The organism is Ruegeria sp. HKCCD7181 (assembly GCF_057221055.1).
This window is the reverse complement of record NZ_JBWVBC010000015.1, coordinates 20,421-40,667: the sequence shown is the minus strand read 5'-3', so window position 1 is coordinate 40,667 and position 20,247 is coordinate 20,421. Positions and strand designations below refer to the sequence as shown.

The 20,247-nt window shown below is 54.3% G+C and carries 19 protein-coding genes; 6 read left to right on the top strand and 13 right to left on the bottom strand.

Annotation, left to right across the window (positions count from 1 at the left end; genetic code table 11):
• Positions 1–144 precede the first annotated feature (144 nt).
• From AC2TCY_RS21335 to AC2TCY_RS21320, 4 genes are all read right to left on the bottom strand, one after another.
• A complete protein-coding gene (locus tag AC2TCY_RS21335) occupies positions 145–1,122 on the bottom strand; it encodes a 2-dehydropantoate 2-reductase (protein ID WP_480850569.1) in 978 nt (325 codons plus the stop codon).
• A gap of 4 nt (positions 1,123–1,126) precedes the next feature.
• On the bottom strand, positions 1,127–2,662 hold the full coding sequence (locus tag AC2TCY_RS21330) for an acyl--CoA ligase (protein ID WP_480850568.1): 1,536 nt from the start codon (positions 2,660–2,662) through the stop codon (positions 1,127–1,129).
• Positions 2,663–2,723: 61 nt separating this feature from the next.
• Positions 2,724–3,407 carry a fumarylacetoacetate hydrolase family protein gene (locus tag AC2TCY_RS21325; protein ID WP_480850567.1) on the bottom strand — a complete coding sequence of 228 codons (684 nt, stop codon included), beginning with the start codon at positions 3,405–3,407 and terminating at the stop codon, positions 2,724–2,726.
• A gap of 192 nt (positions 3,408–3,599) precedes the next feature.
• Positions 3,600–4,520 carry a FadR/GntR family transcriptional regulator gene (locus tag AC2TCY_RS21320; protein WP_480850565.1) on the bottom strand — a complete coding sequence of 307 codons (921 nt, stop codon included), beginning with the start codon at positions 4,518–4,520 and terminating at the stop codon, positions 3,600–3,602.
• Between AC2TCY_RS21320 and AC2TCY_RS21315 the strand changes: the two genes are divergently transcribed.
• From AC2TCY_RS21315 to AC2TCY_RS21295, 5 genes are read left to right on the top strand one after another with little or no spacing between them, the layout of a single operon-like run.
• Complete coding sequence (locus AC2TCY_RS21315; protein WP_480850563.1) at positions 4,519–5,340, top strand: fumarylacetoacetate hydrolase family protein; 822 nt, start codon at positions 4,519–4,521, stop codon at positions 5,338–5,340. The two genes, AC2TCY_RS21320 and AC2TCY_RS21315, sit on opposite strands and share 2 nt — an antisense overlap.
• 58 nt (positions 5,341–5,398) lie before the next feature.
• On the top strand, positions 5,399–6,427 hold the full coding sequence (locus AC2TCY_RS21310) for an ABC transporter substrate-binding protein (RefSeq protein ID WP_480850561.1): 1,029 nt from the start codon (positions 5,399–5,401) through the stop codon (positions 6,425–6,427).
• Positions 6,424–7,233 carry an ABC transporter ATP-binding protein gene (locus tag AC2TCY_RS21305; protein ID WP_480850560.1) on the top strand — a complete coding sequence of 270 codons (810 nt, stop codon included), beginning with the start codon at positions 6,424–6,426 and terminating at the stop codon, positions 7,231–7,233. The genes AC2TCY_RS21310 and AC2TCY_RS21305 overlap by 4 nt, the downstream gene beginning before the upstream one ends.
• Positions 7,230–8,102, top strand: coding sequence for an ABC transporter permease (locus tag AC2TCY_RS21300; RefSeq protein WP_480850558.1), 873 nt, complete (start codon positions 7,230–7,232; stop codon positions 8,100–8,102). Before AC2TCY_RS21305 ends, AC2TCY_RS21300 begins: the two co-directional genes overlap by 4 nt.
• On the top strand, positions 8,092–9,168 hold the full coding sequence (locus AC2TCY_RS21295) for an Ldh family oxidoreductase (protein WP_480850556.1): 1,077 nt from the start codon (positions 8,092–8,094) through the stop codon (positions 9,166–9,168). Before AC2TCY_RS21300 ends, AC2TCY_RS21295 begins: the two co-directional genes overlap by 11 nt.
• 42 nt (positions 9,169–9,210) lie before the next feature.
• Here AC2TCY_RS21295 and AC2TCY_RS21290 read toward each other — a convergent pair whose 3' ends face one another.
• The gene (locus AC2TCY_RS21290) at positions 9,211–9,888 is read right to left on the bottom strand and encodes a GntR family transcriptional regulator (RefSeq protein ID WP_480850554.1); all 678 of its coding nucleotides are present in this window, start codon (positions 9,886–9,888) and stop codon (positions 9,211–9,213) included.
• A 9-nt stretch (positions 9,889–9,897) separates the two neighbouring features.
• Positions 9,898–12,774, bottom strand: a complete 2,877-nt coding sequence (locus AC2TCY_RS21285) for an FAD-binding and (Fe-S)-binding domain-containing protein (protein WP_480850552.1) — start codon at positions 12,772–12,774, stop codon at positions 9,898–9,900.
• Between the two features lie 136 nt (positions 12,775–12,910).
• Here AC2TCY_RS21285 and AC2TCY_RS21280 point away from each other — a divergent pair, with 136 nt between their 5' ends.
• Positions 12,911–14,074, top strand: coding sequence for a pyridoxal-phosphate-dependent aminotransferase family protein (locus AC2TCY_RS21280; RefSeq protein ID WP_480850550.1), 1,164 nt, complete (start codon positions 12,911–12,913; stop codon positions 14,072–14,074).
• Here the strand turns inward: AC2TCY_RS21280 and AC2TCY_RS21275 are convergent.
• The 7 genes from AC2TCY_RS21275 to AC2TCY_RS21245 all read right to left on the bottom strand — a co-directional run bounded on the left by AC2TCY_RS21275 (position 14,061) and on the right by AC2TCY_RS21245 (position 20,223).
• The gene (locus tag AC2TCY_RS21275; protein ID WP_480850548.1) at positions 14,061–15,191 is read right to left on the bottom strand and encodes a cytochrome-c peroxidase; all 1,131 of its coding nucleotides are present in this window, start codon (positions 15,189–15,191) and stop codon (positions 14,061–14,063) included. The two genes, AC2TCY_RS21280 and AC2TCY_RS21275, sit on opposite strands and share 14 nt — an antisense overlap.
• Positions 15,188–15,493, bottom strand: coding sequence for a hypothetical protein (locus tag AC2TCY_RS21270; protein ID WP_480850546.1), 306 nt, complete (start codon positions 15,491–15,493; stop codon positions 15,188–15,190). The genes AC2TCY_RS21275 and AC2TCY_RS21270 overlap by 4 nt, the downstream gene beginning before the upstream one ends.
• A gap of 68 nt (positions 15,494–15,561) precedes the next feature.
• Positions 15,562–16,368, bottom strand: a complete 807-nt coding sequence (locus AC2TCY_RS21265; protein WP_480850544.1) for an amidohydrolase family protein — start codon at positions 16,366–16,368, stop codon at positions 15,562–15,564.
• A 21-nt stretch (positions 16,369–16,389) separates the two neighbouring features.
• Positions 16,390–17,256: a dioxygenase family protein gene (locus tag AC2TCY_RS21260; protein WP_480850542.1), complete on the bottom strand. Its 867-nt coding sequence runs from the start codon at positions 17,254–17,256 to the stop codon at positions 16,390–16,392.
• Between the two features lie 10 nt (positions 17,257–17,266).
• On the bottom strand, positions 17,267–18,571 hold the full coding sequence (locus AC2TCY_RS21255) for a TRAP transporter large permease (RefSeq protein ID WP_480850540.1): 1,305 nt from the start codon (positions 18,569–18,571) through the stop codon (positions 17,267–17,269).
• Complete coding sequence (locus tag AC2TCY_RS21250) at positions 18,568–19,119, bottom strand: TRAP transporter small permease subunit (protein WP_480850538.1); 552 nt, start codon at positions 19,117–19,119, stop codon at positions 18,568–18,570. Before AC2TCY_RS21250 ends, AC2TCY_RS21255 begins: the two co-directional genes overlap by 4 nt.
• A 30-nt stretch (positions 19,120–19,149) precedes the next feature.
• Positions 19,150–20,223, bottom strand: a complete 1,074-nt coding sequence (locus AC2TCY_RS21245; protein WP_480850536.1) for a C4-dicarboxylate TRAP transporter substrate-binding protein — start codon at positions 20,221–20,223, stop codon at positions 19,150–19,152.
• Between the last annotated feature and the right edge of the window lie 24 nt (positions 20,224–20,247).

Genomic DNA, 20,247 nt, shown 5'->3' with positions numbered 1-20,247 from the left:
ACCCAAAAACGGATAATCTCAGTACTCGTCTTGAAGAAATTGAATAGTGATCGTCTTTTCGTGGATAGAGGCTACGCACCCTGCCCACATCAACGCAAGTTCTTCTGACAAGGCCAATCGTCAGCCGATGTAGGCTGGAGCAAACTAATAAAGACCTGCGACTTTTGCCCTCAACTTAATCAGTGAAGCAACAGTATCGATTGTGGGCGTCGAGATTCCAGTGAGTTGCCCGAGTTCTTGCACTGAAGTTACCAAGGCGTCAATTTCCATCGGTCGGCGCAACTCCAAATCCTGCCACATAGATGTCTTGTGGGCACCGACAGCCGCTCCGCCGTCGAGCCGTTTTTCAACGTCTATCGGGAATTTTACACCAAGTTTTTCACCGATTTCCTGTGCCTCAAGCATCATCCCACGAGCCACGGAGCGTGTACCCTCGTCAGTACACAAGACATCAAGTGTTGAGTGGGTAAGCGCGGAAATCGGGTTGAACGACAAATTACCCCACAGTTTTAGCCAGATTTCGTCCCGGATTCTTGGTCGAACGGGCGCACGAAGCTCGGCGGTGGACAGCGCAGCCGAAAGCTTGGCCGCACGGTCAGATTTAGAACCATCAGGCTCGCCTAATGAAAAACGATTGCCTTCGACATGCTTGATTGATCCAGGAGCAACGACCTCAGCAGCTGGATAAACGACACATCCGAGGACTCGATCTGGCCCGAAACCGTTCCACTGCAGGTTGCCGGGATCGACTGACGCCAACCTCGTTCCCTCGTAAGGGCCGCGCAGTTTGTGGAAATACCACCAGGGCACCCCGTTCACTCCACTTACTATTGTTGTCTCGTCCCCAATCAACGGCTGCATTGAGTCTACGACTGCTGGGACGGAATGCGCTTTCAGAGTGATGAAGACATAATCTTGTGGACCGAGATCGGCAGCATTGTCTGAGGCGCGTATTGGGACGTTTATTGGATCCCGCCCATCCTCAAGAAGAGTCAGCCCTTTTTCTTGCATTGCGGCCAGATGGGGCCCGCGCGCGACAACACTGACGTCTGTATCAGTCTGTGCAAGTTTCGCGGCAACGTAACCTCCGATTGCTCCGGCACCAAAGATACATACTTTCATGTGTCTAAGCCTCTGCCAGCCCCAGTTTTACGGCTAGGCCTATCCTTTGTATTTTGCCTGTCGCGCCCTTAGGAATCTCCTCGAGGATAACCACTGAACTTGGCACTTTGAACTTAGCGAGCCGAGAACCGACAAAATCCCTAACTTCCTGACATGCGATAGAGGCGCCTTCTGAGAGCACGACGGCCGCAGCGATGTCTTCGCCAAGTTTTTCGTGGGGCACAGCGAAACAAACTGCCTGAGCAACGTCCGGGTGGCTCAATAGAATGGCGTCGACTTCAAGCGGGCTGATTTTCTCACCACCTCGGTTGATGAGCTCCTTAAGGCGTCCGGTCAGTCGCAGATAATTTTCTTCGTCGAATGAACCTTGGTCACCAGTGCGAAACCAGAGTTTTCCGTCCGCATTAAAGAAATTGTCGGCATTTGCCTGCGGGTTGCTTTCGTATCCCGGTGTCACGTTCGGACCGCTGATAACGATTTCTCCGACGTCCTGCGAAGAAATCAGAACATTCTCCTTCTCGTCAGCGATTCTGACTTCGGGGCCTGCTGCTATTCCAACAAATCCGGGCTTTTGCTCTTGGGGCGGAAGCGGGTTGCAACACATTTGATGTGTGGCTTCAGTCATCCCGTAGGCTTCGATGACGGGCGCATTGAAAGTTGCCACCAACTCTTCCATTACCGGGCCCGGCAACGAAGCAGAAGATGATCGAAGAAAGCGCAACCGCGATTGCTCGATGATTGATTGGTTTCGTGCAGCTCGGGCGAGAATAGCTTGGTGCATTGTCGGAACTGCGGTGTACCAGGTCGGATCGACTTCAGCGACCTGTGAGAAAAAGCTAAGAGCGTTGAACCCTGGGGCGCAACTAATTTGAGATCCAGCACCTAAAGAAGCGGCAACAGCAGCAATCAGCCCGTGGATATGAAACAGCGGCATAATACTCAGACAGCGGTCGTCGATTGTCAGTTTCAAAGACGAAGCCACATTTCGCGCGGATGCGTAGATATTAGCCTGCGTCAGAGGGACGATTTTGGGGCGCGACGTTGTTCCTGACGTGTGGAGTATCAGGGCAACATCATCTTCACCCGGCGCGGATGTGTCAGCCGTGCCAATTGGGTCGCAGGGCAAAATGTAAAACTGCCCGGCTGAATGTAAGCTATCGTGAGACACCCTCAAGATAGCGATGCCAAGGTCCCTTGCCGCTTTTACGGCAGGTCCATTTTCGTTTTCGTTTACAAGAAGAGCCTTGGCCTTCAGGTCTTTGAGGTAAAATACGTATTCTTCGTAAGTGTACGCCGGGTTCAAAGGTGCCGTCGTCGCCACTTGGGCGACGGATATGAAAGCCGTCGCCATCTCTGGGCCGTTGGGCAACACAATTGCCACCCGGTCGCCGCGACCAACTCCGATCTGATGGAGATCCTTCTTGACCTTTGCGCAAAGCTCGCGAAGCCCAAGATAATTCAGCCAAGATCGACCTGGGGCACCGATAGCATTTGCAGTGCCAGAATGGGGTGCGATCAATTCAGCGACTAAGTGGGGCATCCGGGTTCCCTTTACAAAAAGCATTGGCCTAATTCGCAGAGAGGGTTTGGCTTCGTACTTGCTAAGTTACGTTGACAGTTAGGCTACCCAGTTTGTCGACGGCCAAAACCATCACATCGCCGCGGTTGACAGGGCCAACGCCAGAAGGCGTTCCCGAAAGGATTACGTCTCCGGCAGCAAGTTCGAAGTAATCGCTCAGATAGGAGATCATCTCAGGGACTTTCCAGATCATCTGGTTCAAGTCACCTTCCTGCCGAATTTCACCATTCACCGTCAAAGTAATCGGACCTTTGTCGAGATTCCCAACTTCTGATGCCTTGTGAATTGGTCCGCATGGCGCAGAGCGCTCAAATGCCTTGCCAATTTCCCACGGGCGACCCATTTTCTTCATCTGCCCTTGCAGGTCGCGACGGGTCATATCAAGCGAAAGACCGTACCCAAAGACATGATCCAACGCATCGTCTACCGAGATGTTCGTACCGCCCGACTTGAGCGCGACATACATTTCAGCTTCGTGATGCACATCGGAGCTGTGCGGAGGGTAAGGAAATTCCCCGGAAGGATCTAAATTGTTCGGGTTTTTTTGAAAGAAAAACGGAGGCTCCCGGTTTGGGTCATGGCCCATCTCAATTGCGTGCGCCGCATAATTTCGCCCAATACAGTAAACGCGACGGACCGGGAATGTGCCGCCCCCCGCTACGGGTATTACATGCACCTGCGGCGCGGGAATGACATGATCGGGCATCGCTTCCTCCAGAATGTTTATTGCCAAAGATCGGATTTCCAAATGGTCAGACACCTTCCGATCGATGCCACGCCAGATACGATCAGACGTGGCCGCTTACCAAGTCATCGCCAAAATTGGGGCTAGTTTGCAAGAGCTCCAGCCTCCTTCTGGCCCGACCATTTCCAGAATTGGTTGGGCGTTGGTGCTGCTTCAGTCGTCAGACTGGATGCTCGTTGGCAGTACACGCGAATAAACCGATTTCAGGTGATCCACCATAGCACTGGCCGCAAGTTCTTCGTCGCCCTTTGCTATCGCAGACACGATCACATCGTGTTCGCTAAAACTGGAGTAATCCTCTGCGGGCTTTAGGGTTTCGCGTGGCTGCCCCCAAACAATAGATCTTCGAACTGAATTCAGAGTCTCAAAAAAGTACAAAAAGAGCTGGTTGCGAGTAGAGCGGGCTATCGCATGATGCAAATTGTTGTCCCAAGCTTCGTAGGTACGCCAATCCTCTGCGGTACGACATTTATCCGCGCAGAGCCTCATTTGCTCACGATCTGAACGGGTGGAGTGGAGCGCTGCAAGGCGGCTGAGCTGCGGTTCGATCGTGAATCGCACCGACACAACCTGCTCCGGTTTAATTTGATTGCCCAAATAAGTTACGTCTGTGAGGTTAAGAACTGGTCTGGAACCAACGAAAGTTCCCCGACCTACATGCCGCCAAATGAGCCCCTGCGCCTCAAGCTCTGCCAACGCTCTTCGCAATTGGTTTCGGGTCGTTCCAAGCTTTGAACACAGTTCGCGTTCAGGCGGGAGCCTGTCGTTATGCCGGTATCCAGCATTGTTAATCAGGTCGCGTACGTGTTGCGCGAGTTCGGTTGGTTCGCTCACATCTCCACCCAATTTGGTGATTGGTTGATTGATTGAAACTCCAAGTCGGCAAAAACTCAAGGGCAAGTGACAACCAAATCCGAGTCGCCTGCCAAGATCGGTAACCGAAGTGGGCGCCAGCATGTAGGAGGAGAGCCGAGTGCGTTTAGCGACTGTTTCTGTAGATGGCAACGCCGTTTGTGTCGCAATACTTGCCAACGGTAGCAGGTTAGATGTTTCGCGTGCGGTTAAGATGCTCATGCCAGATACGGCTCTTGACGTAAGCACGATGCAATTGGTTATCGAAGGCGGCCAGACCTCACTGGAGGCGTTGAATGCCGTTATTTCTGCGGGTGAGGCGGGCGAACTTAAGGACGTGCTAATCCCCGAGGACGCGCCGCTTCTGCCACCCATTCCTACGCCGCGTAAGAACGTGTTCTGCGTGGGGCGAAACTACGCTGAGCACATCGCAGAAGGTGAGCGGGCGCAAAAAGAGAAAATCGGAATCACCGAGCATCCGGTTTTCTTTACCAAGCCGCCGACCTCGGTCGTTGCACCGGACGCTGACATCCTACTTTTCCCTTCGGTTTCACAGTCCATCGACTACGAAGTCGAGTTGGCAGTCGTGATAGGTAAGCGCGGGCGCAACATCGCCAAGGCAGACGCTTTTAATCACGTGTTTGGGTATTCTATTCTGAACGACATAACGGCCCGTGACATACAGCGCCGTCATGGCGGTCAGTACTTCAAGGGCAAAGGACTGGATGGATCTTGCCCAATTGGTCCATGCATTGTGACCGCCGATGCCATCAGCGATCCGCAAGCTCTGTCGGTCGGACTGACAGTTAACGGCGAACAGCGCCAAAACGGAACCACGTCGGATATGATTTTCGACATTCCGACGCTGATCGCATCCCTGTCAGAAGGCCTGACCCTGGAACCAGGTGACCTAATCGCGACCGGTACACCGTCTGGTGTCGGATACGCAATGGATCCACCACAGTTTCTGAAAGACGGGGACACCGTGGTTTGTGAGATTTCAGAAATCGGCGCGCTTAGGAATACCGTGCGCGCCGTATAAATGGCTCCTGCATAGCTGAATCTGCGGGTTGCCAACCATGCAAGGGAGGAAGACTAAAATGATGAACAGAAGGACTTTCACAGCGTCCTTGCTTTCGGCGGTTCCGGTCGCAGGAGCACTAGGAACAAAGGGTTTTGCGCAGGACGTGCGTAAAATAACCTTCGTCCAGCCAAGCCCTTCGGCAATCAACTCATTTCCTGTTTTTGTCGCCATTGGCGAAGGGTACTTCGCAGATGAAGGTTTGGACGTGACCGTCGAGGCGATCAACGGCTCGGGAGCTGTGCTTCAGGCATTATCCGCCGGGCAAGCGCACTTTGGTCGCCCCGGACCCGGTCCCCTGATAGCGGCGCGGTCGCGCGATGTGGATGCCGTACACATCTACAACGTTGCCGCTCGCAGCAACTTCGGCATCGCCGTGCCAGAAGACTCAGAGATCCAAAGCGTTGAGGAACTGCGCGGCAAGGTAATCGGCACAGGCACTGCCGATGGCGCAGAAGTGGGCTTTGCACGCAATGTTATGACCGGCGCAGGCATGAAAGAAGGGGAAGACTACACCTTCCTGACCGTCGGCGACGGTGGCCCGGCGACTGCAGCTTTCCTCAATGGCGAAATCGACGCGTATTCTGCTTCTACCGCTGATACGGCAATTCTGAACCAGCGCGGAATGGCTGTGCGTGACATCACGCCTGCGGAATTCGGGCGTTTCTTCGGCAATGGCATCGCCACAATGGCCGACACAATCGCCAACGACCGCGAATTGGTCGAAGCCTGGAGCCGCGCATTCGCACGTGGTCATGCCTTTGCACTCGATGATGCCAACCGCGAAGCCGTGCTGAAACATCTGGCGGACGGCAATCCGCAGGAAGGCGAAGACAAGGAATTCCAGTCAGCGCTATTCGATGCAGTACGATCGAAAACCATAGCAGCAGATCCAAGCAATGGTCTGGGATGGTACCCCGCCGAAGTTTGGCAGGAATGGCAAGACGCACTTGTTGCAGGGGGCGAAATCCCAGGGCCGCTGGATGACCTGAGCGCTGCTTGGACCAACGAGTTTGCTGCCATCGGCAACGAGGCTGCCAGCAAATGAACGCTGTAGTCACACATGAGTTTTCCGGCGCGCCCTTGGGCACGCCGGTCTATGAGTTGACCCACGTAAGCAAGACCTATGCACGCAATCTTGTTGTCGCTCTCGAGGACATAAACCTGTCACTGCGGAAGGGCAGTTTCACATCCGTCATCGGGTCCAGCGGCTGCGGGAAGTCAACTCTGCTCAAAATCATGGCGGGTCTGATCCCGCCCACCAAAGGGCGTGTGATCCTTCAGGGGCAACCAGTCACTGGGACCCGCCGAGACATTGGCATGATGTTCCAGCAGGCAACACTATTTCCTTGGAAAACGGCGGTGGAAAACATCGTCTTGCCGATCGAGATTCGCGACGGCAAAGCTGCGGCCAAAAAAGCTATGGGCAAAGCTCATGAACTTTTAGACATCGTAGGTTTGCAAGGGTTCGAGAACGTATACCCGAACGAATTGTCAGGCGGTATGGCACAACGCGCTTCGATCTGCCGTATGCTGATCACAGAGCCAGCAGTGCTATTGATGGACGAACCGTTCAGCGCACTCGATGAATTGTCGCGCGACATGATGAACATGGAGTTGCAGCGTATTTGTCGAGAACAGGATGCCACCGCATTTCTTGTAACGCACTCGATTCAGGAAGCCGTGATTTTGTCCGACGAGATCGTCGTTCTGAAACCACGCCCGGGCAGGATTGCCGAAATTGTTGAGGTCGACCTGCCACGCCCGCGTACGCTCGATATGATGACGACTCCCAAATTCGGCGCTATTGTGGATTACATTCGCAGCCTCCTGGATAAAGGAGAAGAAATGTGAGCGAAGTTCAGAATTACTCACCCTCCGTCAAAGATGCTGACACCTCAGAAGACACGGTATGGGAACAGAAAGTCCACTTTATTGACTCGGTTCCTCGTTGGCTGGCGATGACCTTTGTCTTCTTGGTTTTCGTAGGTACTTGGCAAATGGTGACAAGCTTTAAACTTGTCTCTCCGATCATTCTGCCGACGCCGTTGGAAACCCTCAAAGATATGATCTTCGTGGGCCAAAACCTATTGTCAGGCGGCTACATGCTTGGTGCGCTTTGGATCACCATAAAAGAAGTGATCTATGGTTTTGCGCTGGCCATTGCGATCGGATTTTCGCTTGGCGTGCTTGTCGGGGAAACGGCCTTTGGCGAAAAGGCTGTAATGCCTTACCTGGTGTCTATCGATACCATGCCAAAAGTAGCATTCGCCCCGCTTTTCGTAGCTTGGCTGGGTTTCGGCATTGAATCTAAGGTGGCCCTTGCGGCCTTTATCGCGACGTTTCCAATCGTGGTAGGTACTGCGGCAGGGCTTCACGCCGCCGACGAAAACGCGCGCATGCTTTTCAAGACTATGGGCGCAAGTCGGATGCAGACATTGATAAAGATGAAGCTGCCGACCGGCCTTCCGCAGATTTTTACCGGCCTCAAGATCGGAGCAGTCGGCGTAATGGCTGGCGCGATCACCGGAGAATTTCTGGGAGGAGGCAAAGGGTTCGGTGAGTTGATCCGCGTTGCGGCCTCGCAACTCAACACACCACGCGTCTTCTCTTTGATCCTGTATCTCAGTCTTGTTGGCCTCGCTGTCTTTGCAACAGTGGTTTGGACACAGCGCAAACTGGTGTTCTGGCACAAGGAACAGGTGGGCAGAGATGATTTCTGAGCCTGTGAAAATAGGCTGCCAGCCTTTGCTTGAATTTGTGGCAAGCGCACTCGAAACTCGAGGTGTGCCAAAAGCAGATGCGGACAAGGTGGCCTCGCTGATGGTTGAGGCCGACATATACGGATACGGCACGCACGGTGTCTTTCGCCTGCGCCAGTACCTTGCCCGATTGGCAGGGGGTGGGTGCAATGCCACGCCAAACGTCACCGTAGAGCATGAGACTGTCGCAACCGCGTTGATTGATGGTGACGACGGCCTTGGCCATTTGGCTATGTCGGCGGCGCGGGATCTTGCAATTGAAAAGGCAAAAGAGGCAGGCATCGGCTGGGTCGGTGTTCGGCGCGGCAACCATGCAGGACCACTCGCACTTTATGTGCGTCCGCAGGCTGAGGCTGGGTTGCTTGGCATGGCCGCGGCGGTGGGCAGTGCAAACCATGTCCCGCCTTATGGCGGCAGTGACTTGCTTCTTGGTACCAATCCCATCGCTTTTTCTGCCCCTGCCAAAGGGCCCGACCCGTTTGTGTTTGATATGGCGACGACGGTCGCTGCGATGGGCAAAATCAAGACCCTGTTGCAGCAAGGCAAGCCCATGCCCGAGGGTTGGATGGTTGGGCGTGATGGAAACCCGTTGACGGACCCTGCCCTCAAGTCAGAAGGGTTTCTTTTGCCGATCGGCGGTCCGAAAGGGTTCGGTCTTTCCGTAGCTATCGGATTGATGGCCGGGGTCTTGAACGGCGCTGCCTTCGGCTCTGACGTGGTCAACTTCACCTCAGACACGACATCGCCCACAAACACAGGGCAATTTGTAATGGCGCTTGATCCGGAAGCCTTTGGGATGGAAAAAGACTTTGCTTCGAATGCAGCCCGCGTCTTTTCCGAAATGCGCGCGTCGGCGCCCCTGCCCGGCCATGACACGGTACGCCTGCCGGGCGATGGCAAAACAGCCGCCGCCGAAGCCCGCCGCAAGGACGGGGTCAGGCTTAACCTAGCTCTTTGCCGTGACCTCAACAAACTGGCTCTAGATTGTGGATTGGATCTCCCGTTTACCAGCCTCGGCGCTGACTAGCAGCTCTAACTGAGGCAGCGTCTCGCGGCTGTTGATCGGGAATTATCCAATTGGCTCTTCCTCCGCATCTAGGGCTTTCACAAGAGCAGAAAGTTTGTTCATCATGTGAAGTTTCATGGTTTTGCCAAGCCCATCTGCATCGCGAGTCTCAAGCTTTTCCATCATGGTTTCATGTTCGTCAATTGCCTGCGCCCAGCGCTCGTCTGACAAGTTGGCCATAAAACGTGCGCGGCGGACCCGCGCGGCCAACAGCGTGTGGTGGCTTTCAAGGATATCGTTCCGCGCTCCGCGTATCAGAGCCTGATGAATGTCCTGATTGGCCTTAAAATATGCCTGTCGATCATGTGATTTATAGGCTTCCAGCATATCGGTGTGGCGACTTTCGATCAGTTCAATTTCAGCGGAATCCATGTGCTGACACGCCAACTCTCCCGCCAATTGCTCTAGCGCTGCAAGCACTGGAAACGTATTCTCCAATTCCTCTCGCGTGACACTTGCGACGCGGGCTCCCCGGTTGGCTTGGAGTACCACAAAGCCTTCTGATGCAAGCACCTTTAGGGCTTCCCGAAGTGGTGTCCTTGAGACCCCCAACGAGTCGCAAAGTTGTTTCTCGGGCACTTTTTCTCCCGGCTTCAGAACATCTTCGACAACGAGGTTGCGCAAGCGTTCGACCAGCTCTTCATGTAGTGTTGTACGCTTGATGCTATCCGTCAGATTCATAACCACTTCCTAATCATCAAGTACCATTTCCAACAAGCGCGCGACATGCATGGGCTGCCGTTGGGTACCCTCAGTGATTTGGTGCCGGCATGATGTTCCATCTGCCACAATAATTGCATCCACTGGTGCCGCGTCTAAAGCTGGAAATAGGTCTAGCTTTGCCATCTTGATCGAGACGTCGATAGTATCGGCCGCGTATCCAAACGCCCCGGCCATACCACAACAACTGCTTTCAATCATGTTAACCTGTGCTGCGGGAATACGCTTTAATAGGTTGAGCAACGGTGTAACAGCATCGTGTGCTTTCTGGTGGCAATGTCCATGCACATAGATCGGGCGATCCAATCGTTTCAGAGGTATGTCCGGCTGGTTGGCTAAAAATTCCTCAAAGGTATGGGTGGCTTGCGACAACAACTCTGCTTCCCGTCCCGGGCAAAGAGCCAAATATTCGTCCCGGAAAGTGAGGATTGAGGACGGTTCAAGCCCGACTACCGGCACCCCTTCTGCGACTGCCTCTCGTGTCGCGTCAATTACGCGTTGTGCCTCATGACGCGCTTCCTCCACGCACCCCACAGCCAAAAGAGTGCGACCGCAATCCAGCGGCCTTCCTGTCTGGTCATCCTGTGCTACGGCGACCCGCAGCCCAAGCGCGCGCAGAACCCGGACAGCGGAGCGTAGATTATCAGGCTCGAAATACCGATTGAACACATCTGCGAACAGAAGAACCTGCGGGTCAGTGTCTTGGACCTCGGCGTCACGGAACGGGTCGGAAGACCACACTGGCAGGTCACGTTGCGCTGCAATACCAGTCGGGCTTTCCAAAAGCTTACGCAAGGGTCCAATTTTGTTTCGAATATTAATAAGCCATGCGACTTTCGCGGCTTTTGGCGCGTATCGGGGCAGGTAAGCTATCAATTTATCTGCCAACGTCAGCCCATCTTTTTTACGTTTCGCTGACAATACTTCGATTTTCATTCGCGCCATGTCGACGCCAGTCGGACATTCCCGAGCGCACGCTTTACAGGACACGCAGTACTTCATTGTGTCCAACATGGCATCTGACGATAATCCCCCCGGCATCTGCCCGCTAATAGCAAACCGCAACGTATTTGCCCGCCCACGTGTAGCGTCTCGCTCGTTTCGGGTTGCTCGGAAAGAAGGGCACATAACGCCGCCCTTGAGCTTGCGGCATGCCCCATTGTTGTTGCACATCTCAACGGCGCCCTGAAACCCTCCTGCGGAACCGGGCCAAGCGGACCAGTCCAGAGCCGTTTCGAATTCCGGAACCGAATAGTCTGGGCCATAGCGGAACAGTCGGCGGTCATCCATGGCAGGCGCATGCACGATCTTGCCGGGATTCATCACCCCGTTGGGATCAAACCGGGCTTTGACCTCTTCAAACGCGGTTACGATACCCTGGCCGAACATCCTTTCATGAAATTCCGAACGCACGATCCCATCACCGTGTTCGCCTGAATGAGAGCCTTTGTATCTCTTGACCAGATCAAATGTTTCTTCGGCGATCGCCCTCATTGTTCGGATGTCAGTGTCCTGCCGCATGTTCAGAACAGGACGCACATGCAGGCATCCCACCGAGGCATGCGCGTACCAAGTTCCTTTCGTACCATGTTTTGCATAAATTTCGGTCAGGCCAGCAGTGTAGTCGGCAAGGTCGGGCAACGGGACAGCGCAATCTTCGACAAAGGAGATCGGCTTTCCCGCCTCTTTCATCGACATCATCACGTTCAATCCGGATTTTCGGTACTCGGCGATAGCATTCTGCAAGGCGTTGTCGGTAACAGAGACAACGCCACCCAAGCAGTTTGCTGCTCCGTTGAACGCAAATCCCAGATCTCCCATCATTTGTGAAAGCTCGACCAGTTTTGCGGCATTGGCTTCGGTGCTGCCCTCGGCGAATTCCACCAGCAACAACGCTTCGGGATTGCCTTCGACAAATGCCTCAATCGTGTCGCGGAACAATGGGATTTCGCGCCCCAATGCGATCATGGTGTCGTCGATCAACTCAACGGCTTGCGGGTTGAGTGTAACGATGTGCTGGGTGGCCTCCATTGCAGCTCGAAACGTTGGGAAGTGACACACACCGGTTACTTTCTCGCCCGGCAAGTGAGCAAGGCTCAGTTCCAGTTCTGTAAAATAGGCCAGTGTACCTTCGGACCCCACGAGTAAATGGGCCATGTTGACGTCGTTGCCGGTGAGCGCGTCGATATTGTAACCGCCCACGCGGCGCTGGACTTTGGGAAAACATGCGTCAATTTCGGAAGCCTCGCGACGTCCCAGAGCACGCATATCGGCAACAAGTTTTCCATAGTCACCAGAACCAGCCGAGTCCGCGCTGAACCGCGCTTCCATGCCGTCAACCATAATTGCCTGTATCGCGTTGACGTTGTCTCGCATGATCCCGTAACGCAGAGATTTTCCGCCTGAAGAATTGTTGGCCGCCATCCCCCCAATTGTACAGCGCGACGCGGTTGAGGGGTCGACCGGAAACCACAGACCATGATGCTTCAACGCGCTATTCAATTGATCCAGAACAACACCAGGCTGAACGCGGGCGATACGCTTCTCGACGTCCACGTCGAGAACGCGATTCAAGTGTTGTGTGTTGTCCAACACCACCCCGCGATTGACCGTTTGCCCGCATTGCGACGTACCACCGCCGCGAGGAAGAACAGGGCAACCTTCCTCGCGAGCGATGGACATCACGGCTTGGACATCTTCTGTGGATCGAGGGATCACCACAGCGTCCGGTATCATCTGATAGATCGAAGCGTCGGTCGAGTATCGTGCACGCGATGCCGGATCAGTCATTACCTCGCCTTGGACATTAGACGACAGGCGCCGGTGCAGCGGTCCATTTTCAAGCATCGGGTTAGCCCTCCCTTGCCGTGTCAGCCCAAAATGAAGCCTCATCTCACTGTTGACTGAATAATGAATTCATAATTACGATTTGCCAATAGGCAATCGCGCCACTCTTTTGGCGCCAGCGGGAGGATCAGTTCAGATGCGCCAGGCGGGAAGACACTTTTTGCAAATTCCGGGGCCAAGTGCGGTGCCGGAGCGTATCCTTAATGCCATAAGCATGCAGACCATCGACCATCGAGGACCCCATTTTGCGGAAGTGGGGACTAAGGCCCTCAATGGGATGAAAACGATTTTCAAGACAAAACAGAACGTCTTTATCTACCCGTCGTCCGGGACCGGAGCATGGGAAGCTGCGTTAGTGAATACACTGTCGCCGGACGAAAAAGTCCTCATGTTCGAAACAGGACATTTCGCATTTATGTGGAACAACCTGGCCAAGAAAATCGGACTGCGGCCAGAGCTTATTGAAGGGGATTGGCGTGGCGGCGCGGACCCTACTCAGATTGAAGACCGATTGCGCGCGGACAGTCAGCACGAGATCAAGGCTGTTTGCATCGTACACAATGAAACGTCTACCGGGTCAGTCTCACCAATTGAGGAAGTGCGCAGAGCCATAGACGCGGCGGATCACCCTGCGCTTCTCATCGTGGACTCCATCTCTGGCCTTGCGTCGATCGATTTTCGGTTTGATGACTGGGGGGTTGATGTCTGTGTCTCCGGTTCGCAAAAAGGGCTGATGCTACCGCCTGGTCTGAGCTTCAATGCGGTAAGCGATCGTGCACTGGAACATTCAAAGTCCGTGACCACGCCGCGAAGTTACTGGGATTGGCAGGATATGGTCGGGCCAAACCAGAAAGGGTTCTTTCCATACACCCCCGGCACCAATCTTCTCTATGGGTTAATTGAGGCCATGGACATGTTGCACGAGGAGGGCTTGGACAACGTCTTTACCCGTCATAACCGCCACGGAGCCGCGACACGGGCTGCCGTGCGCGCCTGGGGTCTTGAGGTATTGTGCACTCAGCAAGGTCAGGAATCGGGCGTCTTGACTGCGGTTAAGGTCCCTGAAGGTCACTCCGCCGACGCGTTTCGAGCGACGGCGCTGGAGCACTATGATATTTCGCTAGGAAATGGCCTGTCCAAAGTAGCCGACAAGGTATTTCGCATAGGCCATTTGGGCGACTTTAACGACCTGATGTTGATGGCCACACTCTCAGGCGTAGAAATGGGGCTCGCCAAGAGCGGCGTGCCTCATAACACAGGCGGCACACAGGCTGCGTTGGAGCATCTCAAGGCAGCGTGACGCTGGACAGACTCTCCAAAAACGCAACTAGGTCCGCGATCTCCTGCTCGGACAAATTCAATTCTGAGAGTATGGCTTCGCCATCGGCGTGAAGTCTCTCTGTATCAATTTTGTTGTAGTGCCTGATCACCGCATCCAATTCGATCAAACTGCCGTCATGCATATAAGGCGCAGTTTCGGCTACACCACGCAGGCTGGGCGTCCGAAAGGTTCCAAAATCTGAATGGCTTCTGCGCACACTGCGAACCGCCCATGCGCCTTTCTTTTCCGGATCGTCATTCCAGTCGCCGTCCAGTGTGTAGGGGCTTGAGAGCAAAAAGTTCAATCCACCGAACCGGCCTTCGTCGACTTCGGTTTCACTCAGAAAATATGGCGCGCCCGCGTCGTGGAACTCGTTATTGGAGAATCTCGGACCGTTGTGGCAGAATACACATTTTCCGCGCCCCAAGAAGAGCTGAAGACCTCGTTGGGCTGCTTCGGGGTATTCCTTAGCCGCTGCAATATCTCGGTGCTCTAAGGCATCGCGAAAATCGTCAAACTGCGTCCGGTCGGTAGCTAAGGTCTCCAAGTAAGCCGAAAGAGCTTTTGCAGTATTCACCAGAACAAGTTCTGGGCCTTGATCTCGGATGTTGCCAAATATGGCTTCAAAATCATCAATGTAGATACTTTCAGAGATAGCTTTTCTTAGACTTTCGGTACTGTGCGCCATCTCTTGCTCTTCGATAATCGGATGCAGGCTGGCTGCCCAAAGACTATCGCTCTTTCCGCCCCACCCATACCAGCGAAGTCCGGCAAGGTTCCGCAGTGATGGTGTGTTTCGATTTAACAGAACACGGCCGAGTGCCCGCGCCTCCGGCGTAGTAAATGCCTGTTCAGGTTCATGACAACTTGCACAAGAAAATGCACCGTCGACTGACAACACCGGATCGTTGAATAAAGCCTGTCCGAGCTTGATCGCTCTGGCGTCTTTGGAAACCCTATTGCTTGGATCCGACTGGAAGGTTGGTGGCCACGGCCCAAAGGACAGCGTTTGTTCAATTTCGTCTCCAGACAACAAGACCTCTGCACGCACTGCGCCGGTCAGGACCATTAGCGCAGCTGTCATCAACAGCTTCATTTCAGAGCAATTTCTGACGTGTAGAAGACCGATTGGCCACTGATGTCAACATCGACTTGCAGCTCCCACAAACCCGGCATGTGAAACAGCATATCATCAACTCGGAACACTCCGCCGCCCAATGCGGTAACCTTAGGAGTATAGTTCATACCGTGTTGATGAGCAGGCATGACTGCATCCACACGCATTTGGCCCACGGCAGTTTCATCGCAAACTGAAACCAGAACGGAAAACGGTTGGGCCAACGGAATTTCGTCGACAGCCAGATAAATCTCGGGTGCGTTTTGAACTTCCGAATTCATGCGTTGCCCCGTCGCTTCACAAGCAACGGCCGCGCTGGACCATATCAGAAACCAGACAGAGCAGTGGGTCATTTTGATGCCAGCAAACGTTCTGCGTTGGCATAGGCGATGTTGTCCGCAAGTTGGTCCGGCAGCAAATCCAACCATTCACGCGAAAAATCGGCATGAGGTTCTACGTAATACCAACGTTCCGGGGCAAACGTATCCGTTCCAACCATGAAACGATCCGGGTGAGCTTCAAATGCCGCCTTCCAATCCGGGTCAACTCTGCCTCGTGAAACCATGTCTGAACGAAACGCCAGGTCGGCCCAAAGCCTGGGATAAGTGTCCAGCGCGTCAACAACGTTAGCTGGATCATCAAAGCCAGAGTGGGCCCACAATACCCTTGCCTCCGGCCAGGTTTCGAAGATCAGGTCAACTGCCTCTCGATCGCCGTGGTGGTGTAGAATTAGGTTCCGCTCTTTAGCCAGTGCAATCATACGCTGGATGACCGGCGTCTTAATGTCGTCTCCGTAAGCGTGAAACTCGCCGATGGCTTCGTATTTGTTGTTTGCCAGATTTTCTTCCAGATAGTCGATTACAGTTTCATCGTGCATCCAGGTGTTGATCTCACCGCGACGACGGTAGGGGCGCAGCGCCGGAACAACGATATCGGGTGCTGCGGCCAACAACAGTTGAGTGCCATTGTCATCCGAGCTGGAAACTAGGGCTTTTCGCACGCCCGCATCCCGAAGGATTTTGGACACCTGTTCGGGCGGAACCAGTTTGACAGCATCATGGCTGTAATGAATATGCACGTCAAAGATCGGTCGCTCTTCTGCGATGGCGGTACTGCAAAAGAGCGCGGCACCTATCATGAAGAAATGTTTCAGCACCTCAAGCCTCCTCAATATCGTTCAGACTCTGGCAAGCGTCACGTCGAAATGCACGTGCAAGAAAGGTTCGGTGATCTTACCGGAAAGCTCCATGCCATCGGGAAACTCTGATGCCGGGCGTTCAACATAGGTCATCACCAGATCGTCGCGAACACCAAAGACGGTATCCTGATCCAGATAGGGATCGTCGTCAGGGAATATCTCGGTCACCAAAGATCGATAGCCGGGAGCTTTGACGATGTAGTGCAGGTGCGACGGTCGCCAGGGATGGCGACCACACGCCCGCAGGATGTCTCCGACGGGCCCATCCGATGGCACCGTGTATTCGACTGGTTTGACTGTGGTGAACGCATATTGGCCATCCTCTCCAACCGTCATCAGACCATGGAATGAATAGGTGTCCTGTTCTTCGTCCTGACTTGCGTAAAGACCATTCGGTGCCGTTTGCCAGATATCCAGTTCTGCTCCGGCAATCGGATTGCCTTCCGTATCTCGGATCACGCCTTCAGCAAGGAGAACTGGCCCGTCGTAGTGACGCTTCATATCACCACCGATTGGCAGCGGGGGTGCGCCCGAGACGTGAAATGGACCTAAAACAGACGAACTGGTCGCTTCTGTTCTAGAATGCAGCATATCGACCAATGACGATAGACCCAACACGTCCGAGGCCAGCACAAATTCATGCCGGTCCTCGGTTTCCACGGCGGCGCAGCCCTCCAGAAACGCAATCCCGGCCCGCCACTCGTCATGTGTTAGATTGGTTTCCCGCGCGAAGTCGTGGAGGTGTTTTACCAGGGAGCCCATGATTTCATGCATCCGTGGATCGGTGTCTTTGGACAGATAACCCATGAAGACATCGGTGATATTGTCTTTGGTGACAGAGCGCATCTTGGCCTCCTTAAATCAGAGCAAGGCTGAGGATCGGGAATTCGATCAGAATGAACAGAACGATCAGCATGACGAACGCGAAGGGCAATGCGCCCATGAATACGTCCTTGAGTGATATGCGGTCATCGTTGATCGTGGATTTGATGACAAAACACGAAATGCCCAAAGGCGGGGTCAAAAGCCCGATTTCAGCTCCAACAACAGTGATGATCCCGAACCAGATCAGTGACATATCCAAGGCTTCGGCCATGGGCAGGAACAACGGAACAACGATCAGAATGATCGACGCCGTGTCGAGCAATGTTCCCAGAAATAGCATCAACACAACGTAGAGTAACATGATCGACCAGAAGGATGCCGAGTTCCCTGCAAGCAGGTCCTGCAACTGATTGGGCAAGCCAGCCAGACCAAGCATACGGCTATAGATCGAAGCGGCGGTAATCAGAAACAGGATCGCCGCCGTGATGTGACCGGTTTCCAGTAATGCATCCCAGAACGCGCGCGGTGACATCGACTTGCGGGCAACAGCAATGATCAGCGCAACAAAAGCTCCGGCGGCACCTGCCTCGACTGCGGTCAACCAACCCGTATAGATCCCGCCAAGAACGATAGTGATGATGAACAGCGTCGGCAGTGTCTTGGAGGCGACCTCGCGACCGGACATCCATTCGGTGTCTGCAACGACCCGGCCACCGACAAATGTTGGGGTGAAGCGTCCCATGATCCAGATCGCACCGACATAAGCGATGGCCAGCATGATCCCCGGAATGACACCCGCCAGAAACATGTCCCCCACAGATTGTTCAGCGACAAAGGAATAGATGATCAGCATAGCCGACGGTGGAATGATCATACCCAAGACCGAGGACCCGGCCACTACTCCGACGGCAAAGCGCGGGTTATAGGCCTGCGCCATCATCTGCGGGACCGAAACTTTGGTGAACACGGATGCCGAGGCGATTGATGACCCTGTCACCGCGGCAAAAACGGCATTGGCCCCGACGGTTGCCATCCCAATACCGCCTTTGACCTTGCGAAACCGCATGGTCATGACTTCGTAGATGTCCCTGCCTAACCCTGCCTTTGAGACGATGAGCCCCATAAAGGTAAACAAGGGAATGGTCGCGAAACTGTATTCCATCGCGCTGTCGCCGACCGCTACCTTCAGCAGGTTGAGCGCAAGCGTGAAGTTGTCCCGCATCAGCCAGATTGACACGAATGAGACCACGCCAAGAGCGATGGGAATGTAGACACCCGCGTAGATCAAAAAGACGATGGCAACGACCGAGATCAGGCCAATCTCAATCGGCGTCATTCTTCGGCCTCGTCATGCTCTGGGGTGCGAATAAGTTGCGGGCGGTCCTGCGCCGTGACGACCTTGAGCAGGAAGATCACGCAGGCAAGCGCAGTACCGCACGCGATGACCAGTTTGACCGGCCACCAGGGCAGTGTGAAAAGACCGGGCACTCCGAAGTAGTCCTGCGTCTCCCACATATGCAGAAATTCTGGAAAGGTCACATACGCAATTAACGCCATGAAGATCGCCGAGATGGCGTTGATGATGCGCCTCAGGCTGGCCGTCAGACCAGGACGGCGATGGTGCAGGAGGTTCAGGAACCCGTCCGAGCGTGTCAGCCGATCCACTCTGACCACGTCGGCCAGTTGCAGGAAAACGATCATCACGACCGAAAACTGCACCATTTCATAGGTGCCGCGCAGCGGAGCCGAAAACAGCCCGCGCGCAACGACGTCGACATTCAGAATGACCACCAACGCAAGGACGACGAGCGTGCCCAAAGCGTTGGTAGTTATTGCAAGCGAATTAGCGACCCGCGACAGAACGGCAACTGCGGTCTTCAGCATGTATGGCCCCTTTCTCGGGTCGCCGAACGATTATTCGGCCGTCCAGTCGCGCACACCAGTGAAACCGGCATCCTGAAGCTTGCCAAGATAAGCGGCCAGCATATCTGTGCCCTGCTCGCCGTTGTCATTCAGCGTTGCAGCCCATTCCTGCGCGACATTGGGCATCCCATTTGCCCACGCAGCGCGGTCTTCGTCCGAGATTTCAATGATCGATCCGCCAGCTTCTACAAAGGCATCTCGTGACGCAGCGGCTCGATCCATTGCAATGCCTGCCACGTGGTCACGGTAGTCGATAGCCACAGCCTGGAGTACGTCTTTGACCTCGTCAGGCAGACTTGCCCAGTAATCGGCGTTGACTGTGACTGTTTTTGTATTCACTGCGCCAAGGTCTGCCTTCAACATGTAAGGGGCCACTTCTACGATCTTGAACGTCTTGGAAGCTTCCGGCCAAATCATCACGCAATCGACAAGGCCGGTTTGAACCATGTTGTAGAAATCTGTCAGGCCACCGCGAACGCCCGCCGCGTCCTTGATACCCTCGAGATAGCGCAGGTTCAGGCCGGCTCCCGCGATCTTGCGTCCTTCAAGGTCTGCAACTTTCTCGACCGGCTCAGAGCAGAACATCTGATATGTGTCGAGCACAACGCCCGTCGCCAGATAAACCTGATTTTGCGCAGCGAACTCATTCTGCATGGCCGGGTATTCTCGCGCGATCTCGTCAACCGCCTTGGCCACTGCACGGGCATCCGACGCGACGAATGGTGTCGAGCCCGAGATCCCCTGACTAGGCAGCTTGGATGAATGGAAGATGGTTGTGACGATGCCAATGTCCCCCAAACCCAGCTGTACGCCTTCCAGAACGCCCTTGGGCTTTACGATCGAACCGCCATAGTTCTCCTGCCAGTTCATCTTGTAATTACCGGACTCGGCCAGCCGTTTGTCCACTTCTGGAATGAAGAAGTTAGTGAATTCCCTCACCCACAGCGCACGATCGGGGTAGCCATCTATCACGACAGCGGAAATGGTTTCTTCCGCGGCAACAGGCAGCGCCATAACGCTAGCTACAGCGGCACCTATTAGACTACGTTTGGTCCAGTTTTTCATTTCTCTCCTCCCAGAAAGTCGGGT